We start from the raw sequence: 24475 nt of genomic DNA, 5'->3' as shown, positions 1-24475 counted from the left end.
GAGGCCGGCGCTACTTTAGGGTGAATGCACACGCTGCACGCCGGGCATGGCCCGGCGCTACCGCATGCTGGCCGCCGGGTGGCGCCGGGCCATGCCCGGCGGATGCGACGGGGCGCTCATTCGTCCAGGAACAGGCTCACCACATCATTGGTGAAACGGCGGCCCAGTTCGGTCGGGCGGACCTGGCCATCGGCCGTCTCCAGCCAGCCGCGCTGCACGGCCTCGGCCAGCGGTGCGTCGAGCACGCTGCGCGGCAGGCCGGTGCGCGATTCAAAATCACGCAGGCTGAAGCCCTCGTGCAGGCGCAGCAGGTTGAGCATGTACTCGAACGGAAGCCGCGCGGGCGTGATCACCTCATCGCCACCGAACGACGCCGGGGTGCCAGCGCTGTCCAGGTAGGCCTGCGGATGCTTGAGCTTCCAGCGCCGCAGCACGTGCTCTTCGGCGCCGGAACTGATCTTGCCGTGTGCACCGGCGCCGATGCCCAGGTAATCGCCGAAGCGCCAGTAGTTCAGATTGTGCGCGCTCTGCCGGCCGGGGCGCGCGTAGGCGCTGACCTCGTACTGGCCGAAGCCGGCCTGCGCCAGCAGCGCCTGGCAGTGTTCCTGCATGTCCCAGGCGTTGTCTTCATCGGGAATGCCCTGCGGCGGGCGCGCGAAGAACACCGTGTTCGGTTCCAGGGTCAGCTGGTAGTGCGAGATGTGCGCCGGCTGCAGTGCAAAGGCGCGCTCGAGGTCCGATTCGGCACCGGCCAGCGTCTGCTCGGGCAGTGCGTACATCAGGTCAATGTTGAAATTGTCGTACCCCGCATCCTGGGCCATCTTCACCGCACGCTCGGCTTCGCCACTGTCGTGGATGCGGCCCAGCCGCTTCAGCGCTTCGTCGTCGAAGCTCTGGATGCCGAAGCTCAGGCGGTTCACGCCGGCCGCGCGATAGCGGTCGAAGCGGCCATGCTCGGCGGTGCCGGGATTGGTTTCCAGCGTGATCTCGGCGTTCGGCGCGAAGCGCAGGCGGGCGCTGGCCTGCTGCAGGAAGCGATCGATCGCCTCCGGCGGGAACAGGCTGGGCGTGCCACCGCCGAAGAACACGCTGTGCACCACCCGGCCCCAGACCAGGGGCAGGTCCTGGTCCAGGTCGCGCAGCAGAGCATCGATGTAGGCCTCGAACGGCAGCTCGCCCTTGGCCTGGTGCGAGTTGAAATCGCAGTACGGGCATTTGCGCACGCACCACGGCAGGTGCACGTACAACGACAGCGGCGGTGGCACCAGTCGCGGTGGGCTGTCGTGGTCAGCGGAGCAGGCTTCGCCGGGCAGGTGGTTGCAGTGGTCGTGGGCGTGCGGCATGGGCTTCATCGGTAGTGCCGGCCGCTGGCCGGCTTCCCTGGTTCGATCGGATGGCTTCAGTACAGCGTCGCCAGCTGCTGCTTGAGCTGCTGCAGGGCAATGGCACGGTGGCTGATGGCGTTCTTCAGGGCCGGCTCCATTTCCGCAGCGGTCAGGCCGTGGGTGGTGTCCAGGAATACCGGGTTGTAGCCAAAACCGTTCGTGCCACGCAGTTCGCGGATGATCTGCCCTTCCCAGCGGCCCTCGCAGATCAGCGGCTGCGGGTCGGTGGCGTGGCGCAGCAGCACGATCACCGCATAGAAGCGGGCGCTGCGCTGGCCATCGGGGATGTCGGCCATCGCGTCCAGCAGCTTGGCGTTGTTGGCGGCGGCATTGGTCGGGTGGCCGGCATAGCGCGCGCTGTACAGGCCGGGTGCGCCGCCGAGCGCATCGACGATCAGCCCCGAATCATCCGCCAGCGCCGGCAGGCCGGTCGCTTCGCAGGCCGCGCGCGCCTTCAGCAGCGCGTTCTCGACGAAGGTCAGGCCGGTCTCGTCGACGTCGCCCAGGCCCAGTTCGGCGGCCGAGGTGATCTGCAGCGGCAGGTCGGCAAGGATCTCCTGCATCTCCACCAGCTTGCCGGCGTTGTGGCTGGCCAGTACCAGTTTCTTCATTGACGGGGCTCCAGCAGGTCCCAGGTGTTGCCATACAGATCGCGGAAGACCGCGACCGTTGCATAGGGTTCTTCGCGCGGCGATTCCAGGAACTCCACCCCGGCGGCCAGCATCGCCGCATGGTCGCGGTGGAAGTCGTCGGTGTTGAGGAAGAACGCAACGCGTCCACCGGTCTGGTTGCCGATGCGGCTGCGCTGTTCCTCGTTGCTGGCGCGCGCCAGCAGCAGGGCAGCGGCGCTGCCGTCTGTCGGTCCGACCACGACCCATCGCTTGTGGCCCTGGTCGATGTCCTCCAGCAGTGCGAAGCCGAGCTTGCCGGTATACCAGGCGATGGCCTCGTCATAGTCGGCCACCACCAGGGTGGTCAGGGCAAGGCGCCGGTTCATGCCGACAGCGCCGCCTGCTGTGCGGCCAGCAGTTCGTTCACGCCCTTTTCGGCCAGTCCCAGCAGCGCGTCCAGTTCATCGCGGCGGAAGGCATGGCCTTCGGCAGTGCCCTGCAGCTCGATGAAGCCACCGCCATCGTTCATCACCACGTTCATGTCGGTGTCGCAGTCGCTGTCTTCGGCGTAGTCCAGGTCCAGCACCGGAGTGCCGCGGTAAACGCCCACCGACACCGCTGCCACCGCACCCAGGATCGGGTTGCGCTTGATCTCGCCGCGCTTGATCAGCACGTTCACGGCGTCGACCAGGGCCACGTAGGCGCCGGTGATGGCCGCGGTGCGGGTGCCGCCGTCGGCCTGCAGCACGTCGCAGTCCAGGGTGATGGTGCGTTCGCCGAGGGCATTGCGGTCCACGCAGGCGCGCAGGCTGCGGCCGATCAGGCGCTGGATCTCCAGCGTGCGGCCGCCCTGCTTGCCACGCGCCGCTTCACGGTCGCTGCGGGTGTGGGTGGCGCGCGGCAGCATGCCGTACTCGGCGGTCACCCAGCCTTCGCCCTTGCCGCGCAGGAAGCCCGGAACCCGGTTCTCGACGCTGGCCGTGCACAGCACGCGGGTTTCACCGAAGCACACCAGTACCGAGCCTTCGGCGTGGCGGGTGAAGCCGCGTTGGATGACGACCGGGCGGAGCTGGTCGGGCTGGCGGCCACTGGGGCGGGAATCGGACATGATGCGGGTTCCGTAAGGGCGGGGAGTACGCCGCCATGCCCGCGACCTTCACGGGGCGGGCAGGGGGGCTCTGGTGAGGGCGCTAGGGTACCATTCCCCCTTTGCACGCACCGGACACATTCCATGATTCGAAGCATGACCGCCTACGCGGGTGGCGAGCGGGTCACCCCGTGGGGCACGCTGGGCTGCGAGCTGCGCTCGGTCAACCACCGCTTCCTGGAGGTCGGCACCCGCCTGCCTGAAGAACTGCGGGCATTGGAGCCGCAGCTGCGCGAGCGCATCGCCGCGCGCCTGAGCCGCGGCAAGCTGGATCTGGTGCTGCGACTGCGTGCGCCGGACGCGGCGGGGAATCTGCAGGTCGATGAGGCCCTGCTGGGCCAGCTCGGGCATCTGGCCCACCGCCTGACGTCGGATTTTCCCAACCTGCAGGTGAGCTTCACCGATCTGCTGCAGCTGCCGGGTGTGACCCGAGGCGAGGCCACCGATGCGGCGGCCCTGCAGGTCGAGGCGCTGGCCTTGCTGGATCAGGTGCTGGACGGATTCGTCGAGGCCCGCGAGCGCGAGGGCGGCAAGCTCGCCGCGGCCATTGCCGAGCGCGTGGATGGCATCGAGCGCATCGCGGGTGACGTCCGCACGCTGATTCCCGCCATCCGTGATGGCCAGCGTGCCAAGCTGGCTGCGCGCCTGGCCGATCTGCCGCATCCGGTCGATCCCGGCCGCGCTGAGCAGGAGCTGGTGCTGTGGCTGCAGAAGCTGGATGTGGATGAGGAGCTGGACCGCCTGTCGAGCCACATCGTCGAGATCCGCCGCGTGCTCACGCAGCGCGAGCCGGTCGGCCGCCGCCTGGACTTCCTGCTGCAGGAGTTCAATCGTGAAGCCAACACGCTGGGCTCGAAGTCGGTGGACAGCCGCACGTCCAATGCCGCAGTCGAGCTGAAGGTGCTGATCGACCAGATCCGCGAGCAGGTGCAGAACATCGAGTGATGCTGCGGGGCGCCTTCGGGCGCCCTCATCGTTTCAGCGCACGCTGACGCCGGCGGGCCCCGCCAGCAGCTGGCCGATCACCGCGGCCTGGGCAAACCCGGCGCCGGCAAAAACGGCATTCACCGCATCCACGGCGTCCGCTGCGCAGGATACGAGCAGGCCGCCGCTGGTCTGCGGGTCGGTCAGCAGTGGCTGCCAGTGGGCGGCCACGCCTTCGGCGAAATGCACCTGGCCGCCATACGAGGCCCAGTTGCGGTTGGATGCGCCGGTAACGCAGCCACGTTGCAGCAGGTCCAGGGTCTGCGGCAGCAGAGGCACCTGTGTGCTGTCCACCTCGGCGGCGACCCCGCTGGCACGGCACACCTCCAGCAGATGGCCGAGCAGGCCGAAGCCGGTGACGTCGGTCATGGCATGCACGCCGTCCAGCGCGGCAAGGGGCAGGCCCACGCTGTTCAGGCGGGTGGTCGACTCGACCATCTGCCGGTAGCCCTCGGCATTCAGCACTTCTTTCTTCAGCGCCGACGAATACACGCCCACGCCCAATGGCTTGCCCAGCACCAGCACATCGCCGGCGCGGGCATCGGCATTGCGCTTGAGCCGCTGCGGATCCAGCACGCCGATCGCGGCCAGGCCATAGATCGGCTCCACCGAGTCGATGCTGTGGCCCCCGGCCACCACGATGCCGGCGTCGGCACAGGCACGTTCGCCGCCCTGCAGGATGCCGCGGATCGTGTCCTGTGGCAGCGTATTGATGGGCATGCCGACGATGGCCAGTGCGAACAGCGGCCGCGCGCCCATCGCATACAGGTCCGACAGCGCATTGGTGGCGGCGATGCGGCCGAAGTCGAACGGGTCATCGACGATCGGCATGAAAAAGTCGGTGGTGGCGACGATCGCCTGGCGATCATCAAGCCGGTAGACCGCGGCATCGTCACTGGTCTCGCGGCCGACCAGCAGTTCGGCCGGCGCAGGGAACGCCGGAGTGCCCCGCAGCAGTTCGGCCAGCACGCCGGGTGCGATCTTGCAGCCACAACCGCCGCCGTGGGCCAGCGACGTCAATCGCTGCGGAGCCTCGGCCGACGGGGGGAGTGGGGACTGCACATGCGAGGCCATGCCGGCATCTCCTGCAGGAACACGAATGGCGGAAGGCAGCAGGAGTCGAACCTACCAGGGAGCGATCGACGCCCCCTGCTGGGTTTGAAGCCCAGCCGCATGCCCGGATGCGCATGCCTTCCGAAGGTACGGCGGTACCGGTGCAGTCAACCGTGGGCGGTGTTCCATTGCAGGTCGCCGCGCGGCCGATGCTGGTCACCGACGCGTCGAGTGTAGCCAACGCGATTGAAGAACTCCAAGATCTGAATGCTGCGCTTGCGGCCCAGGCCGATGGCATCGCGGAATGCTGCAGCATCCACCATGCCGGTTGCCTGTGACAGCCGGGCGACCGTTGCCGCCAGCGCGTCGATGCGGGCCGGTGCGTAGAACAGGTCCGGCACCACCTGGAACAGCTCGCCGCGCGCGGCGGCGCGACGCAGGACCGCACGCATCTCCTCCTCGGCGAAGCCGAGATCGGCCGCAAGCGTGCGCACCCAGGGCGGATCGAAACCACCGGCATCCAGACGCGGGAGCACGCGTTCGAGAAGCGCGCGCTCGCGTTCCGGCGGCGCATGGTCGTGGCCTGGCAGCCGCCACCACGCGCCCACGCGCTGCAACGCGCCATCGTCGAACAGGTCCTGCAGCAGCGCGTTCCAGAGACTGGTCGAGAGCGCAGGCAGGGTGCTGCGCTGCAGGCGCCCGCTGTCGACACCGGGCTCGTCCGGCCGTCGCTCGTGCCAGTCATGCAGCGAGCGGATCACCCGTTCGCGCAGCGCCTGCCAGTGCGAGGCGAGGATGATCACCGTGTCCTCGCGGGTGGCGATGCGCCGGGCATCTGCAGGGAGATCGATCTGTGCGGCCTCACGCCGGCAGTAGCGTTGCAGTGCGGCCAGCGCGATGCCGGCCGGTGCCTGCTGCAGCAGCGGGCCGATTCCCGTGCCTGCGGCCAGCTGCTCCAGGGCTGCCAACCACGCCCGGCGTGCCGGGCTACGCCGACGTCGTTGCGGTGGATCGGGATCGAGCACGGTGCCGCCGCCCAGCGTATGCGCTGCGGCCGAATCGCGGGCGATGAAGCGGTCGCCGCACATCGCGCAGACCGGGGCATCGAACACCAGCTGCACCAGCTGGCCGTTGCCACTGTCTTCATCCTCCAGCAGCACCACATGGGCCTGCCGGTGCATCGTGGCCCAGTGGATGTGCAGCGGTGTCCAGTCGCGCAGGGGCCGCACCTGTGCCGCAAGGCGGAGGCGTACATCGACGCGGGTGGTGGCCTTCAGCGCGCGCGGATCGGCGATCCAGTCGCCGCGGGTGATGCCGTCGCGGGCGATGGCGGCCAGGTTCAGGGCACAGCGCTGTCCCGCGGCAGCCTGTCCACTGGCCTGGTTCTGCGCATGGATGCTGCGGATGCGCACGTCGATGGCGGTCGGCATCAACTGCAGATGCGCGCCGACCGCGGCCACGCCGCCCTGTACCGCGCCGGTGACCAGTGTGCCGTGACCGGCCAGCGAGAACACGCGATCCACCGGCATGCGGAACAGCTCGCTGCGGCGCTGGGCCGTTCGGCGGCTGTCGTTAGCGGCGGCCCACGCATGCAGGTGGGCGCGCAGCGCATGGATGCCGGCATCCGCGCTGTCGGTGCTGTTGCAGGCGAATGCTGCAGACCCCTGCAGCGGTGTGCCGGCCAGCAGGGCAACGATCTCCGCTTCGGCCTCGGCAATGCGCGCCGCATCCACACGGTCGATCTTGGTCAATGCCACTGCAGCGCGGTCCACACCCAGCAGCTGCAGGATCGACAGATGCTCACGGGTCTGCGGCATCACGCCGTCATCGGCGGCGATCACCAGCAGCGCCACATCGATGCCGGTGGCACCGGCCACCATCGTGTGCACGAAGCGCTCGTGACCCGGCACATCGACGAAGCCCAGCATCGCCGGAGGCCCTCTCCGCGTGCGGCCTCCACCGGCACATAGGCATACCCCAGTTCTATGGAGATGCCGCGCGCGCGCTCTTCCTGCAGGCGATCGGTTTCGATGCCGGTCAGTGCCCGCACCAGGCTGGTCTTGCCATGGTCGATATGCCCGGCGGTACCGACGATCATGCCTGCAGCGCGCTCCACTGGGCGAGGAAAGCAGCCTCATCCCCGTACTCAAGCCCGCGCAGGTCAAGCCACAGCGCATCCTCGGCAATGCGCCCGAGCACCGGCCGTGGCAGGCCGCGCAGGCGCTTGGCCAGCCGGTCCAACCCGGCAGCTGCAGCGACGCGGATGCGCAGGCCGGCGCTGGCCAGTTGCGCCTGTGGCTGCGCGCCACTGCCGACCTGGCTGTACATCGGCACCGCTTCAACCGCGTAATGCGCGGCCAGCGCCTGCTGCACGGAAGGCAGCAGGCGCTGTGCCTGGGCATGGATGTCTCCCTGTTCGCGGGACAGCGTGCGCAGGGTCGGCAGCCGCTGCGGCAGCAGTTCCGGTTCGCGGTACAGCGCCAGTACCGCTTCCAGCGCGGCCAGGCCCATCTTGTCCATACGCAGGGCGCGCTTGAGCGGATTGCGGTTGATGCGTGCGATGAGGTCGGCGCGGCCGGCAATGATCCCGGCCTGCGGTCCACCGAGCAGCTTGTCGCCGCTGAACGAGACGAGGTCGGCGCCCGCCGCCAGCGTTTCCTGCACTGTAGGTTCGCGCGGTAGACCGTGGGCAGACAGGTCGCACAGGCTGCCACTGCCAAGGTCCACCGCCAGTGGCAGCCCGTGCCCGTGCGCGATCGATGCCATCCGTGCAGTATCGACCTTGGCGGTGAAGCCGGTGATGGCGTAGTTGCTGGCGTGCACTTCCATCAGCAGCGCGGTGCGCGTGCCGATGGCGCTGTCGAAGTCGGCCGGATGGGTGCGGTTGGTGGTGCCCACTTCGCGCAGCCGCGCACCGGCGCTGCGCATTACATCGGGAATGCGGAAGGCGCCGCCGATTTCCACCAGTTCGCCCCGCGACACGACTACCTCGCGGCGATTGGCCAGGCTGTTGAGCAGCAACAGGACTGCTGCGGCGTTGTTGTTGACCACGGTCGCCGCTTCGGCGCCGGTCAGTTCGCAGACCAGTGCGCGCACGCGCGCATCGCGGTCCCCCCGACGGCCCAGGGCGATGTCGAATTCCAGATCCACCGGCGCCGTCATCGCGCGGGTCACTGCGCGTACCGCGGCGTCCGGCAACAGCGCGCGGCCGAGATTCGTATGCAGCACCGTGCCGGTGAGGTTGAATACCGGCTGCAGATCCAGACGTGCATCGGCTGCCAGCGCCGACTGCAGGGCCGCGACCACGCCGGGTTCCGCGACGGCCCGCTGCAGCTGTTCCGGTGACAGCTGGCCGCAGCCGCTGCGCTCGCGCAACCCCTGCACGTGCTCGCGCAGCAGATGGGCGATGCGGCTGCGGCCGTGGTCCCTGATCAGCGTCGACAACGCCGGCAGGCGCAGCAGGCGGTCCAGCGAGGGCAGGGCGCTGGCCGGGGCGGTGGGGGCGTGCACGCGAGGCATCGGTTCAGTCGCCGTCGGACTGCCAGAGCAGCGGATTCTGGCTGGCGCGCATGTAGCCTTCCTCGCCCAGCAACAGATCCAGCGCCAGGGTGCCGAGGTCGTCGGCGACCGGCTCCAGCGCCGGATCCTTCTCCATGTACAGGATCTTGCGGTAGCTGTGGCAGTGCTCGCAGGTCTCGGCACGGATCGCGCCTTCACGCACCACCTCGCCTGCATCGCCGTCGACCTCGGCCAGTGCGCGATAGGCGATGTCCTTGCCGGCCGCGCCGCATTGGCTGCACTGCACGCGCACGTAGTGCCACTGGCAGGCGCACAGCGAGCACGACAGATAGCGGTAGGAGGCGTAGGGTGGGCGCGCCTGCACCACACTGGCCACCGGCAACGAGCCGCACAGCGGGCACAGCCCGGGTGCATCGGCAAGCGGTTTCAGGTCGGTGGGGCGGAAGCTGGCCGCGAGTACGGCCCAGTACACCTGCAGCGCGTTCATCACCAGCAGGGCAGCGACCGCGTCCAGCGACGGTGCGTCGTCGCGCTCCAGCACCGCATGCGCCTGTGCATCCAGCCAGGCGTCAGCGGCCGCGGCAACCCGTTGCAGTTCCTGTCGGGTCTCCGCAGGCAGCCCGGCTTCATCGGCGCAGTGCCGGCACAGCGCGCGCAACCAGTCGCGCCATCGGCCATCGAGCTGAAGTGTGTTGGCGGGCCGCAATGGCATGCCGGCGCTGGCCGCCGCGCTCGACTGCTGCGCGCGGGCCTGCGCCTGCAGCGCCTCGCGTTGCTGCGGCGTCAGTTCGTCCAGCAGCGCCTGTTGTGCATCGGCCAGTGCTGCCAGCAGCTGCAGGTAGCCACCGATGGCACTGCGTCCGGCCAGGCTGCGCAGCCGGTCCGCACGTCCGCCGAACAGCGAGGCGGCATCCGGCAGAATGATGCGCGGGACATCGCGCGAGGCCAGCGTCTCGATCTCACCGGGTTCAAGGATGCGTTGCGCCATGCGGGGCCAGCCGGAAGAACCAGGCTCCATCCTCGCCGTTGTCGACGCTGGCGTCCAGCGTGTTGCCGGCCACCTGAAAGGTCGGGGTCAGATCCGTTTTCCTCTGGAAAACGGATCTGACCCCATTGGTTGTTGCCGAGTTCATCGTGTCGACCCAGGTCGACACCCACCAACAGCAGCGGGACCCGCCCCGCCATCCCTCAGGAAGCCCGCTTTTGACGTTGAAGTTGACGTTGATCCGGCGGGTGCAGGGCCGCAGGCCCTGCCGTTACCCCTCTCCGCGCCGCCCGCGCAGGATGTCCCTGAACCACTGCCGATGGTGCTTGTAGGCCCACCCATAGGTCACCTTGCCCTGGGTCATCGCGCGCACCGAACCCTTGATCCAGATCGCGGCATAGATGTGCACCACGATGGCGCATACCAGTACCCAGCCAAACAGTGCGTGCACCAGCACCGAAAAACGGATCACGCCGATCGGGAACAGATGGCTGAAATACTGCCGCCAGATCACGAAGCCGGTCAGCAGCAACGCCGAAAGGCAGCCGATGATCGCCCAGAACAGCAGTTTCTGGCCGGCGTTGAAGCGGCCAACCGGTGGCAGTGTCTCATCCTCGTTGCGCAGCACTTCGCGCATGCCGCGCAGCCATGCGCGGTCGTCGGCGGTAGGCAGGTTGTCACGCCACATGCGGAAGGCGAGCAGGGCGAAGCCCACCACCATGGCCAGGCCGACGAAGGGATGCAGGATGCGTGTCCACGGCCCCCCACCGAACAGCGCCGTCAAGGGGAACAGCGCAGGGTGGAACAGGGCCAGGCCGGACAGCGCGGTCAGCACGAAGCAGATCGCCACGATCCAGTGGTTGATGCGGGTCGGAGCGCGGTAGCGCACGATCTGGCGGGGGTGCGGGGCGTACTTCATGGCCGCTGCTCCTCTTCGATCTTCTTTGCTTCGTGCTCGGCCTGCTCTTCCTCCTCATCGTTGACCGTGTTGCGGCCGATGCCGATGTAGTGCAGGAAGCCCACGAAGGCTGTCGCGGCGATTGCCAGCACGCCCAGCGGCTTGGCCACCCCCTTCCAGACCTCGACCATGGGGCTGATGCGCGGGTCCTTTGGCAGGTCGGCGTACAGCTCGGGCTTGTCCACGTGCTGCAGCACGTACATCACGTGGGTGCCACCGACGCCCTGCGGGTCGTACAACCCGGCATTCTCGTAGCCGCGTGATTTCAGGTCCTCGACGCGGCCGGCGGCGTGCTCGGTCATCGCCTGCTTGCTGCCGAACGTGATCGCCCCGGTCGGGCAGGTTTTCACGCACGCCGGCTCCTGGCCCACGGCCACGCGGTCCGAGCACAGCGTGCACTTGTAGGCCTTGTGGTCCTTCTTGGAGATCCGCGGCACGTCGAACGGGCAGCCGGTCACGCAGTAGCCGCAGCCGATGCAGTTCTCCTCCTGGAAATCGACGATGCCGTTGGCGTACTGGATGATCGCGCCCGGCGACGGGCAGGCTTTCAGGCAGCCCGGGTCGCTGCAGTGCATGCAGCCCTCCTTGCGGATCAGCCACTCCAGCTTGCCCTTCTCGTCCTCGTACTCGCGGAACTTCATGACCGTCCACGACTGGTCGCTCAGGTCCGGCGGGTTGTCATAGCTGCCGACGCAGCTGCCGACCTCGTCGCGCAGGTCGTTCCACTCCATGCAGGCGACCTGGCAGGCCTTGCAGCCGATGCACTTGCTCACGTCGATCAGTTTGGCGACCTGTCCGGTGTGGGCACCGCGCGCCTGCGGCGAGGGCGTGGTGGTGGCCGAGCGGCGGATGATGTCCAGCGATTGCAGTGACATGGCGTGTCTCCTACACCTTCTCGACCTTGACCAAGATGCACTTCGATTCAGGCGTCTGCGAATTGCCGTCACCGATGGCGTTGGTCAGCGTATTGGCGATGTAACCGGGCTTGGCAGCACCCAGGAAGCCCCAGTGGATCGGCACGCCCACCTGGTGCACCGTCCTGCCATCGATCTGCAGTGCCTTGATGCGCTTGGTCACCATCGCCACGGCTTCGATGTGGCCACGCTTGGAGCTGACCCGCACGCGACTGCCGTTGCCGATGCCCAGCTCGTCGGCCAGGGCTGCGCCGATCTCTACGAACTGCTCCGGCTGGATGATGGCGTTGAGCTTGCCGTGCTTGGTCCAGAAGTGGAAATGCTCGGTCAGCCGGTAGGTGGTGGCCACGTGCGGGAACTCGTCCGGCGAGCCGATCTGCGCGCGGTCGCTGTCGAACACGCGCGCGGCCGGATTGTTCAGCGTCAGCGCCTGGCCCGGGCTCAGCGGGTTGCTGCGCAACGGCGTGTCGAAGGGCTCGTAGTGTTCCGGGAACGGGCCTTCGGCCATGCCGGCCTTGGCGAAGAAGCGGGCGATGCCCTCGGGGTTCATGATGAACGGGCCCATCCCGCCGGCCGGGTCTTCATCGGCCTTGAAGTCGGGCACGTCGATGTTGCCCCAGTTCCTGCCGTTCCAGGCGAGCAGGGTGCGTCGTGGATCGAACGGCTGCCCGGCGACGTCGCACGAGGCGCGGTTGTACATCACGCGGCGGTTGGCGGGCCACGCCCAGGCCCAGCCCAGCGTGTTGCCGATACCGGTGGGATCGCTGTTGTCGCGCCGTGCCATCATGTTGCCGGTCGGCCCCCACGCACCGATGTAGATCCAGCAGCCGGAAGACGTGCTGCCGTCGTCGCGCAGGTCGCCGAACGCGGCCAGCTGTTCGCCGGCCTTGCGCACCAGCCGGGTCGGGTCCTTCGGATCGAACACATCCACCAGGGCCTTGCCGTTGTACTCCATCGCCAGTTCTTCCGGCGTCGGCAGTTTCGGGTCGGCGTAATTCCAGGCGAGGTCGCGCACCGGCTCCCACCACGCGCCGCCGTCCTTCTCGTACAGCGCCTTGATGCGGTGGAACAGCTCGGACATGATCTCGATGTCGCTGCGCGCTTCGCCCGGTGCGTTGGCGCCCTTCCAGTGCCATTGCAGCCAGCGCGAGGAGTTCACCACCGCGCCGTTCTCCTCGGCGAACGAGGTGGTCGGCAGGCGGAACACTTCGGTCTGGATGGTGCTCGGGTCGACGTCGTTCAGTGCGCCATGGTTCTGCCAGAAGGCGATCGTTTCGGTTTCCAGCGGGTCCATGCTGACCATGAACTTCAGCTTGGAGAACGCGCTGATCAGCTTGCCCTTGTTCGGTGCCGAGGCCAGCGGGTTGAAGCCCTGGCAGATGTAGCCATGGATCCTGCCTTCGTTCATCAGCTCGTAGGCCTGCAGCATGTCGTAGGGCTTGTCGAGCTTGGGCAGGTGATCGAAGCACCAGTTGTTGTCGGCGGTGGCGGCATCGCCCCACCACGACTTCATCAGACTGACATGGAACTTCGGGTAGTTCTGCCAGAACGACATCTGGTTGGCGCGCAGCGGCTTCTGCGTGCGCTTGGCGATGTAGGCGTTGTAGTCCTGCTCGTCCTGCCTGGGCAGTGTCAGGTAGCCCGGCAGCAGGTCGGACATCAGGCCGATGTCGGTCAGGCCCTGGATGTTGGAATGCCCACGCAGGGCGTTCATGCCGCCGCCGGCCACGCCGATGTTGCCCAGCAGCAGCTGCACCATCGTGCCGGCGCGCACGTTCTGCGCACCGACGGAGTGCTGCGTCCAGCCCAGCGCGTACAGGATGGTCATCGCCTTGTCCTTGCCGGCGGTGGACGCGATCATGTCCCATATCTGGCGGATGCTGTCGGCGGGCGTACCGCAGATGCGTTCGACCATCTCCACGGTATAGCGTGCGTAGTGCTGCTTGAGCAGGTTGTAGACGCAGCGCGGGTCCTTCAGGGTCGGGTCGCTGCGTACGTAACCGTCGTCGCCATACAGGTAGTCCCAGCTGGAGCGGTCGTAGCTGCGCTTCTGCGGGTCATAGCCCGAGTACAGGCCGTCGGTGAAGGCGAATTCGTCCTTCACCAGGAACGACATGTCGGTGTAGTTCAGCACGTACTCGTGCTGGATGCGGTCCTCGGCCAGCAGGTAGTTGATCAGGCCACCCAGGAACACGATGTCGGTGCCGGTGCGGATCGGCGCGTAGACATCGGCCACCGCGGCCGAGCGGTTGAAGCGTGGATCGATGACGATCAGGCGGGCCTTGTTGTGTGCCTTGGCCTCGGTCACCCATTTGAACCCGCACGGGTGTGCCTCGGCGGCATTGCCACCCATGATCAGGATCAGGTCGGCATTCTTGATGTCGACCCAGTGATTCGTCATCGCACCTCGGCCTAGCGTCGGGGCAAGACCTGCCACCGTCGGGCCGTGTCAGACACGTGCCTGGTTGTCGAATGCGAGCATTCCAAGCGAGCGGACGACCTTGTGGGTCAACACCGCGGTTTCATTGCTGGTGGCCGAGGCCGCCAGCATGCCCGTGGTCAGCCAGCGGTTGACCGTCTGCCCCGCCTCGTTTTTCTGCACGAAGTTGGCGTCGCGGTCTTCCTTCATCAGCCGCGCGATGCGGTCCAGAGCGTCGTCCCAGCTCAGGCGCTTCCATTCGTTCGTACCCGGTGCACGGTATTCCGGGTAGAGCAGGCGCGATTTGCTGTGGATGATGTCGGCCAGGCCGGCGCCCTTCGGGCACAGCGTGCCGCGGTTGACCGGATGGTCCGGGTCGCCCTCGATGTGGAAGATGCTCGGCTCGGCGTTCTTGGCGCCATCGCCGAGGCTGTACATCAGGATGCCGCAGGCCACCGAACAGTACGTACAGGTGTTGCGGGTCTCGGTGGCGCGGGTCAGCTTGTACTGCCGCACCTCCGCGAGCGCGATGCCGGGCGCGAAGCCCATCAGGGCCAGGCTGGAGCCCACCAGGGTTGTCCCGGTGACCTTCAGGAACTGGCGGCGACTCATCGAGGGCATGCCGTTCTCCTTGGATGGCGGGGAGGCGTGCAGGCCTCCGGGCTGTCGGTGGGTACGGCCGTCGAAGGGGAGAACCGCCAGCATGCCGCGAGCGTCTTTCCGGGAACGACCGCAATGCCCCGGTTATAGCACAGCCCCCCGCATGCCCATGTGGCACAAGGCCGGCCCGGGTGTGGCCGGGCGCGGGGAGGGGCCGCTCTGGTAAAGTTGCGTGCCCGCACCCCGGGGAGCCGTCTGCCGGGCTTGGTTCCAGGATGTTCCGCGCAGTCCCTGCCGTCCTGGCGCGATCCTCCGCGTCATGTCTGGAACATCGAGGAAAAATTTTGCGAAATCAACCAGTTGGGTTCCGTGCATGAGCGCCCCGTCCACCCCGTCGGCCACCATCGCGCGCGGCACGCTGTACATCGTTGCCGCCCCTTCAGGCGCCGGCAAGAGCAGCATCGTCAACGCGACGCTGGCCCGCGACCCGCAGATCGCCCTGTCGATCTCCTTCACTTCGCGGGCCATGCGGCCGGGTGAAGTGAACGGTGAGCACTATCACTTCGTCACCGCAGAGAAGTTCGAGCAGATGATTGCTGCGGGCGACTTCTTCGAGCATGCATGGGTGCACGGAGACTGGAAGGGCACGGCGCGGCAGTCGGTGGAACCGCAGCTGGCGGCCGGCCAGGATGTGCTGCTGGAGATCGACTGGCAGGGCGCGCAGCAGGTCCGGCAGCTGGTACCGGGCACGGTCACCGTGTTCATCCTGCCGCCGTCCAAGCAGGCCCTGCAGGACCGCATGCGCAAGCGTGGGCAGGACAGCGAGGCGGTGATCGCCCAGCGCCTGGGCGCCGCCCGCGACGAGATGCTGCACTTCAATGAGTTCGACTACGTCATCGTCAACGAGGTGTTCGACACCGCCGTGGACGAGCTGTGCGCGATCTTCACCGCCAGCCGCCTGCGCCGCGAGGCCCAGAAGGTCCGCCACGCCGGGCTGATCCAGGCCCTGTTGACCCCTGATCCGGGCGCAACTGACTGATTCCAAAAGAATCGGGTGAGGGTTGGCTTGATTTTGTCCAGCCCCTGCCGGTACACTCCGTCCCCTTTCCCTCATTCGACTGAGCGGCCGACCGGTCGCCGGGAGCCCGTATGGCCCGCATCACCGTAGAAGATTGCCTGGAAGTCGTTAACAACCGTTTCGAGCTGGTCATGATGGCCTCCAAGCGTGCCCGCCAGCTCGCCAATGGCGTGCAGGCCACGCTGGACAACAGCGAGACCGAGGACAAGCCGACCGTGCTGGCGCTGCGCGAGATCGCTGCCCGCAAGATCGACAACGCGCTGATCGACGAAGTCGAGAAGGCCGAGCGTGAGCGCGCCGAGCGCGAAGCGCTGGAGTGGGCCGCCGCGGAAGTGGTCGCCGATGAAGACATGTCCAAGAACGACGATTGATCGCATCGATCAACGTCATCGCTGGACACGCCGAACAGCCCGCCCCGTGCGGGCTGTTTCGCATTCAGGATTTGCCGTAAACGTCGCGCTGGAATAGGCTTCGGGCATGAACCCAGGCCCCACTGCCAAGGTCGCCGCAGCCCCCACTGCCGCCGTACCCGACTACGTCCTCCAGCTTGAACGCGCCGCCCATTACCTGCCGCCGGAGCAGCTGCCGCTGCTGCGCCGTGCCTGGGAAGTCGGGGCCGCTGCGCACGCTGGGCAGACACGCAAGTCGGGCGAGCCCTATATCACCCATCCTGTGGCGGTTGCGCAGGTGCTGGCCGAGCTCGGCCTGGATGTCGAAGCGCTGATCGCCGCGATCCTGCACGACACCATCGAGGACACGCCGCTGACCCGTGAGGCGCTGGCCGCCGAGTTCGGCGAGCCGGTTGCCGAACTCGTCGATGGCGTGACCAAGCTGGACAAGCTGAAGTTCCGGGACCGCCAGGAAGCTGCCGCGGAGAGCTTCCGCAAGATGCTGCTGGCGATGTCGCGCGACCTGCGCGTGATCATGATCAAGCTGGCCGACCGCCTGCACAACATGCGCACGCTGGGCGCCCAGAGCCGCGAAGCGAGGAGCCGCATCGCCCGCGAGACGCTGGAGATCTACGCGCCGATCGCGCAGCGGCTGGGCATGAGCCTGGTCAAGAGCGAGCTGCAGAACCTGGGCTTCAAGGCGTTGTATCCGTGGCGCCACGCGATCCTGGAAAAGCACATCCGCAGCCAGCCGGTGGTGCGCCGCGAGGCGATGGCGCAGGTGGAAGTGCAGCTCTCGCAGCGACTGGCGAAGGAGGGCATCGAACACCGCCTGGTCAGCCGCATCAAGACGCCGTGGAGCATCTACAACAAGATGCGCGACGAGAACAAGAGCTTCGACCAGGTGATGGACGTGTTCGGGTTCCGCCTGGTCGTGCGCAGCGTGCCCACCTGCTATCACGCACTGGGCTCGGTGCATGCCACGTTCAAGCCGCTGGACGGCCGCTTCCGTGACTTCATCGCCATTCCCAAGGCCAACGGCTACCAGTCGCTGCACACCGTGCTGTTCGGACCGTATGGCTCGCCGATCGAGGTGCAGATCCGTACCGAGGAAATGGACCTGATTGCCGAGCGAGGCGTGGCCGCACACTGGACCTACAAGTTCGGTGGCGATTCGCCCAACAGCGCGCAGAGCCGTGCCCACGCGTGGATCGTCGAGTTGATCGATTCGCAGCGCGCGGCCGGCTCCTCGCTGGAATTCCTCGACAACGTGAAGGTCGACCTGTTCCCGGACGAGGTCTACCTGTTCACGCCGAAGGGGAAGATCCTGGCCCTGCCGCGCAATTCCACCGCGCTCGATTTCGCTTACGCCGTGCATACCGATGTCGGCAACATGGCGGTGGCCTCGCGCGTGGACAAGAAGCTGGTGCCGCTGCGCACCAAGCTGGTCTCCGGGCAGTCGGTGGAGATCATCACCGCGCGTTCGGCCACGCCCAAACCGCAGTGGCTGGAGTTCGTGGTCACCAGCAAGGCACGCACCGCGATCCGCCACCAGCTCAAGCAGCTGGAGCACGAGGACGCCGTGCAGCTGGGCCACCGCATGCTTGACCGTGCGCTGGAGGCGATGGATTCCTCGCTGGAGCGGCTGCCGAAGGGGCGCCTGGACGCATTCCTGGCCGAACACCGTTTCCCGCGCCTGGAGGCGCTGCTGGCCGAAGTCGCGCTCGGCAACTGGATGCCGACCCAGGCCGCGCAGGCGCTGATGGCCTATGCGGAACTGCGTGGCGGCCCGCATTCGCGCCACCACTCGCAGGAGAAGATCCTGATCAATGGCAGCGAGCGCGGCGTGGTCACCTTCGCGGGCTGCTGCCAGCCGATTCCCGGCGACGACATCATGGGGTACCACACCGCCGGCAAGGGCATCGTGGTGCATCGCATGGACTGCCCGAACCTGGCCGAGCTGCGCAAGTCGCCCGAGCGCTGGGTGCTGATCGGCTGGGATACCACCGTTTCCGGTGACTACGACACCTCGCTGGTGGTGGAAGTGGAGAACGGCACCGGCGTGCTGGCCCAACTTGCCGCCGCGATCGCGCAGAGCCAGTCCAACATCGAGCGCGTGGATTATCTGGATCGCGACTTCAACGCTGCCGTGCTGGCGTTCAACATCCAGGTGCGCGACCGCAACCACCTGGCCGAGGTCATGCGGCGCCTGCGCCGCCTGTCGGTCGTGCAGTCGGTGCGCCGCCAATAGAGCCACGCCATGCGTAAATGGTTTTTGTAGAGCCGAGCCCACGCTCGGCTGCTCTTGCCTGAAGCTTGGATGACGTTCCGCGCACACGACGCACGAGGATGCGCCCGGCCCGGAGACCATGGGTGGATGGTGCACCGGTAGCGCCGGGCCATGCCCGGCGAGCGCGCCACGCAGCATGAATCAAACGTCGCCGGGCATGGCCCGGCGCTACCGGGTTGCTACAATCGCCGCTCTGTTTTCCAAATGCACCGGAGCGACCATGTCCCGCCAGATCATCAACACCGAAAAGGCGCCTGCCGCCATCGGCCCTTACTCGCAGGCCGTGCGCGCCGGCAACACCGTGTACTTCTCCGGCCAGATCCCGCTTGATCCGGCGACCGGCGACATCGTCGGTGCCGGTGATGTCGAAGCCCAGGCCCGCCGCGCGTTCGACAACCTCAAGGCCGTGGCCGAAGCTGCCGGCGGTTCGCTGGACCAGGTCGTGCGCCTTGGCCTGTACCTGACCGACCTGGGCGAGTTCGCCAAGGTCAACGCGGTCATGCAGGACTACTTCCAGGCTCCGTTCCCGGCCCGTTCCACCATCGAAGTCTCCGGCCTGCCGAAGGGCGCCAACTTCGAGGTCGACGCGGTGATGGTCATCGACTGACGCCCCCGTGGCACGCAAGGCGGCGGTCACTCCGGTCCTGTCACCGTCCGGCGAAGCATCCCTGGCGATGCTCGCCGGCGTGGGTCCGGCCGTGGCCGCCAAGCTGCAGGCGCGTGGCCTGGCCACCCTGCAGGATCTCTGGCTTCACCTGCCGCTGCGCTATGAGGACCGGACCCGGCTGACCCGCATCGAAGACCTGCGATCCGGCGTGCCGGCACAGGTGGAAGTGCGCGTCGTCGCGGTCGAGCGCGGCATGCGCTACCGGCCGATGCTGAAGGTGGCGGTCGAGGACGAGGGGCAGGGCACCCTGGTGCTGCGCTTCTTCCATTTCCGCCAGCAGCAGGTCGGCCAGTTCGCGGTCGGCAACCGCCTGCGCTGTTTCGGAACGCCCAAGCCGGGCCACCTTGGCCTGGAAATCGTTCATCCCAGCTACCAGGTGCTGGGGCGCAACGATGATCCTGAACTTGGCGACCGCCTCGATCCGGTGTATCCCACGGTGGAAGGTGTGGGCCCGATGACGATGCGCAGGCTGATCGGCCAGGCACTGGATCGCCTCCCCGAAGAAGCCGCGCTGGAACTGCTGCCCGTTGGCTGGCTCGATGGCCTCGGCCTGCCGTCGCTGCGCAGTGCGCTGTTGACGGTGCACCGGCCGCCACCGGATGCCGACCTGGCCGCGCTGGCCGCCGGCACCCATCCGGCGCAGCGCCGGCTGGCGATGGAAGAACTGCTGGCACACCATCTCAGCCTGCGTCGCCAACGCATCGCGCTGCAGGCGCATCATGCGCCGCCGCTGGCCGGCCCCGGTGCGCTGGCCAAGGCCCTGCTGAAGCAGCTGCCGTTCGCCCTCACCGGTGCGCAGGCGCGCGTGTTCAAGCAGATCCGCGAAGACCTCGCGCGACCCCGTCCCATGCTGCGGCTGGTGCAGGGCGACGTGGGTTCCGGCAAGACCGTGGTGGCCGCGCTGGCCGCCATGCTGGCGGTAGAGCAGGGCAAGCAGGTCGCGCTGGCCGCGCCCACCGAACTGCTGGCCGAACAGCATCTCAACAATCTGCGCGGTTGGCTGGAGCCGCTGGGTGTACGTATCGCCTGGCTGGCCGGCAAGGTCACCGGCAAGGCGCGCGCGAAGGTGATGGAACAGGTCGCCAATGGCGAAGCGCAGGTGGTGGTCGGTACCCACGCGCTGATGCAGGAGGCGGTGGTGTTCCAGGACCTCGCCCTGGCCATCGTCGACGAACAGCACCGCTTCGGCGTGCACCAGCGCCTGGCGCTGCGCGACAAGGGCGCCGGCGGCAACAGCGTGCCGCACCAGCTGGTGATGACCGCCACGCCGATTCCGCGCACGCTGGCGATGTCCGAGTACGCGGACCTGGACGTATCGGCCATCGACGAACTGCCACCGGGCCGTACGCCGGTGCAGACCGTGGCCCTGAACAACGACCGCCGTCCGGAGCTGATCGAACGTATCGCCCTGGCCTGCGCGGAAGGACGGCAGGTGTACTGGGTGTGTACGCTGATCGAGGAAAGCGAAGAGCTGGATGCCACGCCCGCACAGGCCACCTTCGAATCGCTGCAGGCGCTGCTGCCGGGCGTGCGCGTGGGGCTGGTGCACGGGCGGATGAAGGCCGCCGAGAAACAGGCGACCATGGTCGCGTTCAAGGCCGGTGACATCGACCTGCTGGTGGCGACCACGGTGATCGAAGTGGGTGTGGACGTGCCCAATGCCTCGCTGATGGTGATCGAGAACGCCGAGCGTCTGGGCCTGGCCCAGCTGCACCAGCTGCGCGGTCGCGTCGGCCGCGGTTCGGCGGTGTCGCGCTGCGTGCTGCTGTACCAGGCGCCGCTTTCGCAGATGGCGCGTGAGCGTCTGCAGACCATGCGCGAAACCAACGATGGCTTCGTCATCGCCGAGAAGGACCTGGAACTGCGCGGGCCGGGCGAACTGCTTGGCACGCGGCAGACAGGCCTGGCCGGCTTCCGCATCGCTGATCTGGCACGCGACGCCGGCCTGCTGCCCGGCGTGCATGACCTGGCCGAGCGCCTGCTGGCCCAGCAGCCCGCACTGGCCGACCGCGTGGTCAGCCGCTGGATCGGCACGGCCGTGCGCTACGCCTCGGCGTAAGCGGCCTCTCTGCGCTGAGCGCGGGAGTCGAGCATGGCTCGACTCTACAGACAGCGCCTTCGATCATTTCCATGTTCATCCACGCATTGCGTGGATGTGTCGACCACGGTCGACACCTGGCAGAGCAGAACGCCGTTCCGACAGACCGCGGGAAACTGTCGAAGGCGGGGTGGGTCCGGTTGCGGGGGCGTGAGCGCCATGGATGGCGCGACCGAGCTTACATGGACGTACTTGCAGCGTCCCCCGCAACCGGGCCCACCCCGCCATCCCACAGAAAACCAGCTTTCGCCGTTGCTCTGGCGTTTGCCGTTGATTCGGCGGGTGCAGGGCGCAGCCCTGCCGATCTCCCCCGGTCTTGCAACGGTCATCATCCCGGTCCACACTTCGTTGCCGATCTGAAGACGGCAACGATGACCCACAAGATCCCCCTGTTGATCGACACCGATCCCGGTGTGGACGACGCCCTGGCCCTGCTGATGGCCTTTGCCGATGAACGGCATGACGTGGTCGCACTGACCATCGCCGCCGGCAATGTCGGCCTGCAGTACACCGTCCGTAACGCCCTCAAGCTCTGCGACATCGTCGGCCGTCCCGACGTGCCGGTGTTTGCCGGCAGCCCCGATCCGCTGCTGCATCCCTCCGTCGATGCCGCGCATGTGCACGGCCGTGATGGCTACGGCGATGTCGATCTGCCACCGCCGGGTCGACAGGCCGAAGCCGAGCATGCCGCGCTGGCGATCCTGCGCCTGTCGCACAAGCATGCCGGCGAACTGATGCTGGTGATGCTCGGCCCGCTGACCAACCTGGCGCTGGCGCTGAAGCTGGACCCGACCCTGCCTGAGCGCATCAAGCGCATCGTGGTGATGGGCGGCGCGGTCACCTGCCACGGCAACATCACGCCGGCGGCGGAGTTCAACATCGCCTTCGATCCGGAAGCGGCGCACGTGGTGTTCACCGCATTCAAGCACCTGCTGGTGTCGGACTGGGAAGCCACCGTCGCCCACGGCCTGCCGCTGCAGCAGGCCGAGACGTGGCTGCAGGCAGATTCGGAGCGTGCCCGCTTCTATGAGCTGATCTCGCGCAAGACCCGTGGCCTGTCCGAAGACAGCAAGGGCGGACGCTGGTACACCGCCGATGCCCTGGCCATGGCCTGGGCGCTGAACCCGGAAGGGCAGCTGCGGGTGGAATCGCGGCCGCTGAACGTGGAACTGAACGGAACGTTCAGTCGCGGCGCGACCCTCGTCGACTGGAACCGCCAGACCGGCCAGCCGGACAACTGCGACCTGCTGATGGCCTACGACCAGGCCCGCTTCGAAAGCCTTGTGCGGCAGGCACTTGGCGCGGACTGAGCGCGGATCCACGCCACCGGTTGCCCCAAGGGGCGGCCGGTGCTTATAATGCCGCTCTTGACCACCAGCCCATTTACGGTGTGAGCCCATGAAGGCCGATATCCATCCGAACTACCGCGACGTCGTCTTCCATGACGTCACCTCCGATTTCAAGATCCTGACCCGCTCCACCATGGCGACGAAGGAAACCATCCAGTGGGAAGACGGCAACGAATACCCGCTGGTCAAGGTTGAAATTTCCTCGGCTTCGCATCCGTTCTACACGGGCAAGCACAAGGTCATCGACACCTCGGGCCGCATCGACAAGTTCCAGAAGCGCTACGCGCGCTGATCTGTCGATCCCGCTCCGAACCGACGGCCGCGCTCTGCGCGGCCGTTTGTTTTTCCCCGGCGCCTGCCCAACAGGCGTTTGGATGGACAGAACACTGCGTTCGCGTGACAACGCTTTTGCCGATCCGGGCCACTCGCTGGCCGGGTTCCGGCCGCCTGCCGTCTACGACTTCCGTCTAGCACCGGGCAAATGCTGCTGTGCGATAATGGCGTGATCCACGACACAGGTCGTGGACGTCATTCACGTGCCTGACCAATGCGCTTGGGCAGGCGCCTTCCCATGAAGGAGCGCACACAGTGTCCGATCTTGATCAGGTCACGCTCAACGCCGGCGACACGTCGGTCGTTCTGCCCGTCATCAAACCCACCCTTGGCAACGACTGCGTCGACATCGCGAAGCTGACCAAGGAAACGGGGTACTTCACCTACGATTCCGGCTTCACCGCGACGGCCAGCTGCAAGTCCGCCATCACCTACATCGACGGCGACAAGGGCGTGCTGCTGTACCGCGGCTACCCGATCGAACAGCTGTCGGAAAAGTCGAGCTACGTCGAAGTGGCCTACCTGCTGATCAACGGCGAGCGTCCGAGCGCCGAGCAGCTGAAGGCCTTCACCGATGAGCTGGCTGCCGAGGCCAACGTCCCCGATTCGATCAACACCCTGATCGGCAGCTTCGCCAAGGATGCCCATCCGATGGCCATCCTGGCTGCCGCGATCGCGCAGCTGTCGGCCGTCTACCACGACGCGCTGGACCTGTCCGACGCCGAACAGCGCCGCCAGGCCGCTGTGCGCCTGATTGCCAAGGTGCCGACCCTCTCGGCGCTGATCTACCGTCACGGCAAGGGCCTGCCGGCCAACACGCCCGACACCTCGCTGGATTACGTCAGCCGCTTCCTGAAGCAGACCTTCGAGTCGGCCGACGGCCAGTACGAGCTGAATCCGGACGTGGTCAAGGCGCTGGACCTGCTGTTCATCCTGCACGCCGACCACGAGCAGAACGCGTCCACCTCGACGGTGCGCCTGGTCGGCTCGACCGGTGCCAATCCGTATGCGTCGGTTGCCGCGGGCGTCACCGCGCTGTGGGGTCCAGCCCATGGCGGTGCCAACGAAGCCGTGCTGAAGATGCTGGAAGAAATCGGTTCGGCCGACAATGTGGAATCGGCCGTGCTCAAGGCCAAGGACAAGACCTCCGGCTTCCGCCTGATGGGCTTCGGCCACCGCGTCTACAAGAACTTCGATCCGCGCGCCAAGGTCATCGGCGAGATGACCAGCAAGGTGCTCAAGCAGCTGGGCGTGCAGGACCCGCTGCTGGACGTGGCCGTGAAGCTGGAGCAGGCCGCGCTGCAGGACGATTACTTCGTCGCCCGCAAGCTGTACCCGAACGTCGATTTCTACAGCGGCATCATCTACAAGGCGCTGCAGATTCCGACCGAGATGTTCACCGTCATGTTCGCCCTGGGCCGTACCTCCGGCTGGGTGTCGCATTGGCTGGAACAGCAGGTCGATCCGGAAATGAAGATCGGCCGTCCGCGCCAGGTCTACACCGGCAGCGACGTGCGCGACTACCAGGGCTGATCGCCCCGCAATCGCAACGTGGAAGAACGCCCCCGCAAGGGGGCGTTTTTTTTTGCCCATGCCGTGGTCGTGCCCTGGTCGGAGCAATGCCGAAAGCGTCGCATTCTGCTGGTCACGGCACGCGCGATGCGTGTGTGATGTCGCAGAAGTACGCGTAATCGGC

General features: G+C 67.1%; 20 protein-coding genes, 1 tRNA gene and 1 pseudogene. 9 read left to right on the top strand and 13 right to left on the bottom strand.

Translation table 11 applies throughout. The annotated features are described in order from the left end of the window. Window positions 1-116: 116 nt before the first annotated feature. Genes hemW through rph form a run of 4 tightly spaced genes read right to left on the bottom strand, consistent with a single transcriptional unit; the run spans window position 117 to window position 3104 of the window. The gene (gene hemW, locus ACZK08_RS15885; protein ID WP_081284382.1) at window positions 117-1343 is read right to left on the bottom strand and encodes a radical SAM family heme chaperone HemW; all 1227 of its coding nucleotides are present in this window, start codon (window positions 1341-1343) and stop codon (window positions 117-119) included. 56 nt (window positions 1344-1399) lie between these two features. After that, a complete protein-coding gene (gene rdgB, locus ACZK08_RS15880; RefSeq protein ID WP_053519467.1) occupies window positions 1400-1996 on the bottom strand; it encodes an RdgB/HAM1 family non-canonical purine NTP pyrophosphatase in 597 nt (198 codons plus the stop codon). Beyond that, a complete protein-coding gene (locus ACZK08_RS15875) occupies window positions 1993-2382 on the bottom strand; it encodes a VOC family protein (RefSeq protein WP_053519466.1) in 390 nt (129 codons plus the stop codon). The genes rdgB and ACZK08_RS15875 overlap by 4 nt, the downstream gene beginning before the upstream one ends. Beyond that, complete coding sequence (rph, locus tag ACZK08_RS15870; protein ID WP_053519465.1) at window positions 2379-3104, bottom strand: ribonuclease PH; 726 nt, start codon at window positions 3102-3104, stop codon at window positions 2379-2381. Before rph ends, ACZK08_RS15875 begins: the two co-directional genes overlap by 4 nt. 123 nt (window positions 3105-3227) lie before the next feature. Between rph and ACZK08_RS15865 the strand changes: the two genes are divergently transcribed. After that, the gene (locus tag ACZK08_RS15865) at window positions 3228-4088 is read left to right on the top strand and encodes a YicC/YloC family endoribonuclease (RefSeq protein WP_053519464.1); all 861 of its coding nucleotides are present in this window, start codon (window positions 3228-3230) and stop codon (window positions 4086-4088) included. Window positions 4089-4121: 33 nt separating this feature from the next. Here ACZK08_RS15865 and selD read toward each other — a convergent pair whose 3' ends face one another. From selD to fdnG, 9 genes and pseudogenes are all read right to left on the bottom strand, one after another. Next, window positions 4122-5201 carry a selenide, water dikinase SelD gene (gene selD, locus ACZK08_RS15860; protein WP_065181687.1) on the bottom strand — a complete coding sequence of 360 codons (1080 nt, stop codon included), beginning with the start codon at window positions 5199-5201 and terminating at the stop codon, window positions 4122-4124. 26 nt (window positions 5202-5227) lie between these two features. Further along, window positions 5228-5323: transfer RNA gene (locus ACZK08_RS15855), tRNA-Sec, on the bottom strand. A gap of 24 nt (window positions 5324-5347) precedes the next feature. Then, window positions 5348-7278: pseudogene (selB, locus tag ACZK08_RS15850) on the bottom strand (selenocysteine-specific translation elongation factor). Next, on the bottom strand, window positions 7275-8699 hold the full coding sequence (gene selA, locus ACZK08_RS15845; RefSeq protein WP_065181686.1) for an L-seryl-tRNA(Sec) selenium transferase: 1425 nt from the start codon (window positions 8697-8699) through the stop codon (window positions 7275-7277). The pseudogene selB and the gene selA overlap by 4 nt, the downstream one beginning before the upstream one ends. Before the next feature lie 4 nt (window positions 8700-8703). Beyond that, entirely contained in the window at window positions 8704-9687 is a 984-nt protein-coding gene (gene fdhE / locus ACZK08_RS15840; RefSeq protein WP_065181685.1) for a formate dehydrogenase accessory protein FdhE, read from the bottom strand. Further along, on the bottom strand, window positions 9668-9853 hold the full coding sequence (locus tag ACZK08_RS15835; protein WP_478452264.1) for a hypothetical protein: 186 nt from the start codon (window positions 9851-9853) through the stop codon (window positions 9668-9670). The genes fdhE and ACZK08_RS15835 overlap by 20 nt, the downstream gene beginning before the upstream one ends. A 102-nt stretch (window positions 9854-9955) precedes the next feature. Continuing rightward, window positions 9956-10603 (bottom strand): formate dehydrogenase subunit gamma, encoded by a 648-nt coding sequence (locus ACZK08_RS15830; protein ID WP_053519460.1) that lies wholly within the window; start codon window positions 10601-10603, stop codon window positions 9956-9958. Continuing rightward, window positions 10600-11517, bottom strand: a complete 918-nt coding sequence (gene fdxH / locus ACZK08_RS15825; protein ID WP_065181684.1) for a formate dehydrogenase subunit beta — start codon at window positions 11515-11517, stop codon at window positions 10600-10602. The genes ACZK08_RS15830 and fdxH overlap by 4 nt, the downstream gene beginning before the upstream one ends. 10 nt (window positions 11518-11527) lie before the next feature. Further along, window positions 11528-14596: a formate dehydrogenase-N subunit alpha gene (gene fdnG, locus ACZK08_RS15820; protein WP_146256248.1), complete on the bottom strand. Its 3069-nt coding sequence runs from the start codon at window positions 14594-14596 to the stop codon at window positions 11528-11530. 352 nt (window positions 14597-14948) lie between these two features. Between fdnG and gmk the strand changes: the two genes are divergently transcribed. The 8 genes from gmk (at window position 14949) to ACZK08_RS15780 (ending at window position 24312) form a co-directional block, all read left to right on the top strand. Next, window positions 14949-15614 carry a guanylate kinase gene (gene gmk, locus ACZK08_RS15815; RefSeq protein ID WP_053519456.1) on the top strand — a complete coding sequence of 222 codons (666 nt, stop codon included), beginning with the start codon at window positions 14949-14951 and terminating at the stop codon, window positions 15612-15614. A 110-nt stretch (window positions 15615-15724) separates the two neighbouring features. Continuing rightward, a complete protein-coding gene (gene rpoZ / locus ACZK08_RS15810; protein ID WP_005410877.1) occupies window positions 15725-16024 on the top strand; it encodes a DNA-directed RNA polymerase subunit omega in 300 nt (99 codons plus the stop codon). A 106-nt stretch (window positions 16025-16130) separates the two neighbouring features. After that, window positions 16131-18293 (top strand): RelA/SpoT family protein, encoded by a 2163-nt coding sequence (locus tag ACZK08_RS15805; RefSeq protein ID WP_053519455.1) that lies wholly within the window; start codon window positions 16131-16133, stop codon window positions 18291-18293. A 259-nt stretch (window positions 18294-18552) separates the two neighbouring features. Next, the gene (locus ACZK08_RS15800; protein WP_053519454.1) at window positions 18553-18939 is read left to right on the top strand and encodes a RidA family protein; all 387 of its coding nucleotides are present in this window, start codon (window positions 18553-18555) and stop codon (window positions 18937-18939) included. A gap of 67 nt (window positions 18940-19006) precedes the next feature. Further along, window positions 19007-21058: an ATP-dependent DNA helicase RecG gene (gene recG, locus ACZK08_RS15795; protein ID WP_460256598.1), complete on the top strand. Its 2052-nt coding sequence runs from the start codon at window positions 19007-19009 to the stop codon at window positions 21056-21058. Window positions 21059-21468: 410 nt separating this feature from the next. After that, window positions 21469-22407: a nucleoside hydrolase gene (locus ACZK08_RS15790; protein WP_065181681.1), complete on the top strand. Its 939-nt coding sequence runs from the start codon at window positions 21469-21471 to the stop codon at window positions 22405-22407. 88 nt (window positions 22408-22495) lie between these two features. Further along, window positions 22496-22738, top strand: a complete 243-nt coding sequence (locus tag ACZK08_RS15785) for a type B 50S ribosomal protein L31 (RefSeq protein WP_005410871.1) — start codon at window positions 22496-22498, stop codon at window positions 22736-22738. Between the two features lie 296 nt (window positions 22739-23034). Beyond that, entirely contained in the window at window positions 23035-24312 is a 1278-nt protein-coding gene (locus tag ACZK08_RS15780; protein WP_053520043.1) for a citrate synthase, read from the top strand. Window positions 24313-24475: the final 163 nt, after the last annotated feature.

The sequence above is a fragment of the Stenotrophomonas sp. 112478_Sma genome, assembly GCF_056479905.1.
This window is presented reverse-complemented; position numbering and strand designations above follow the sequence as displayed.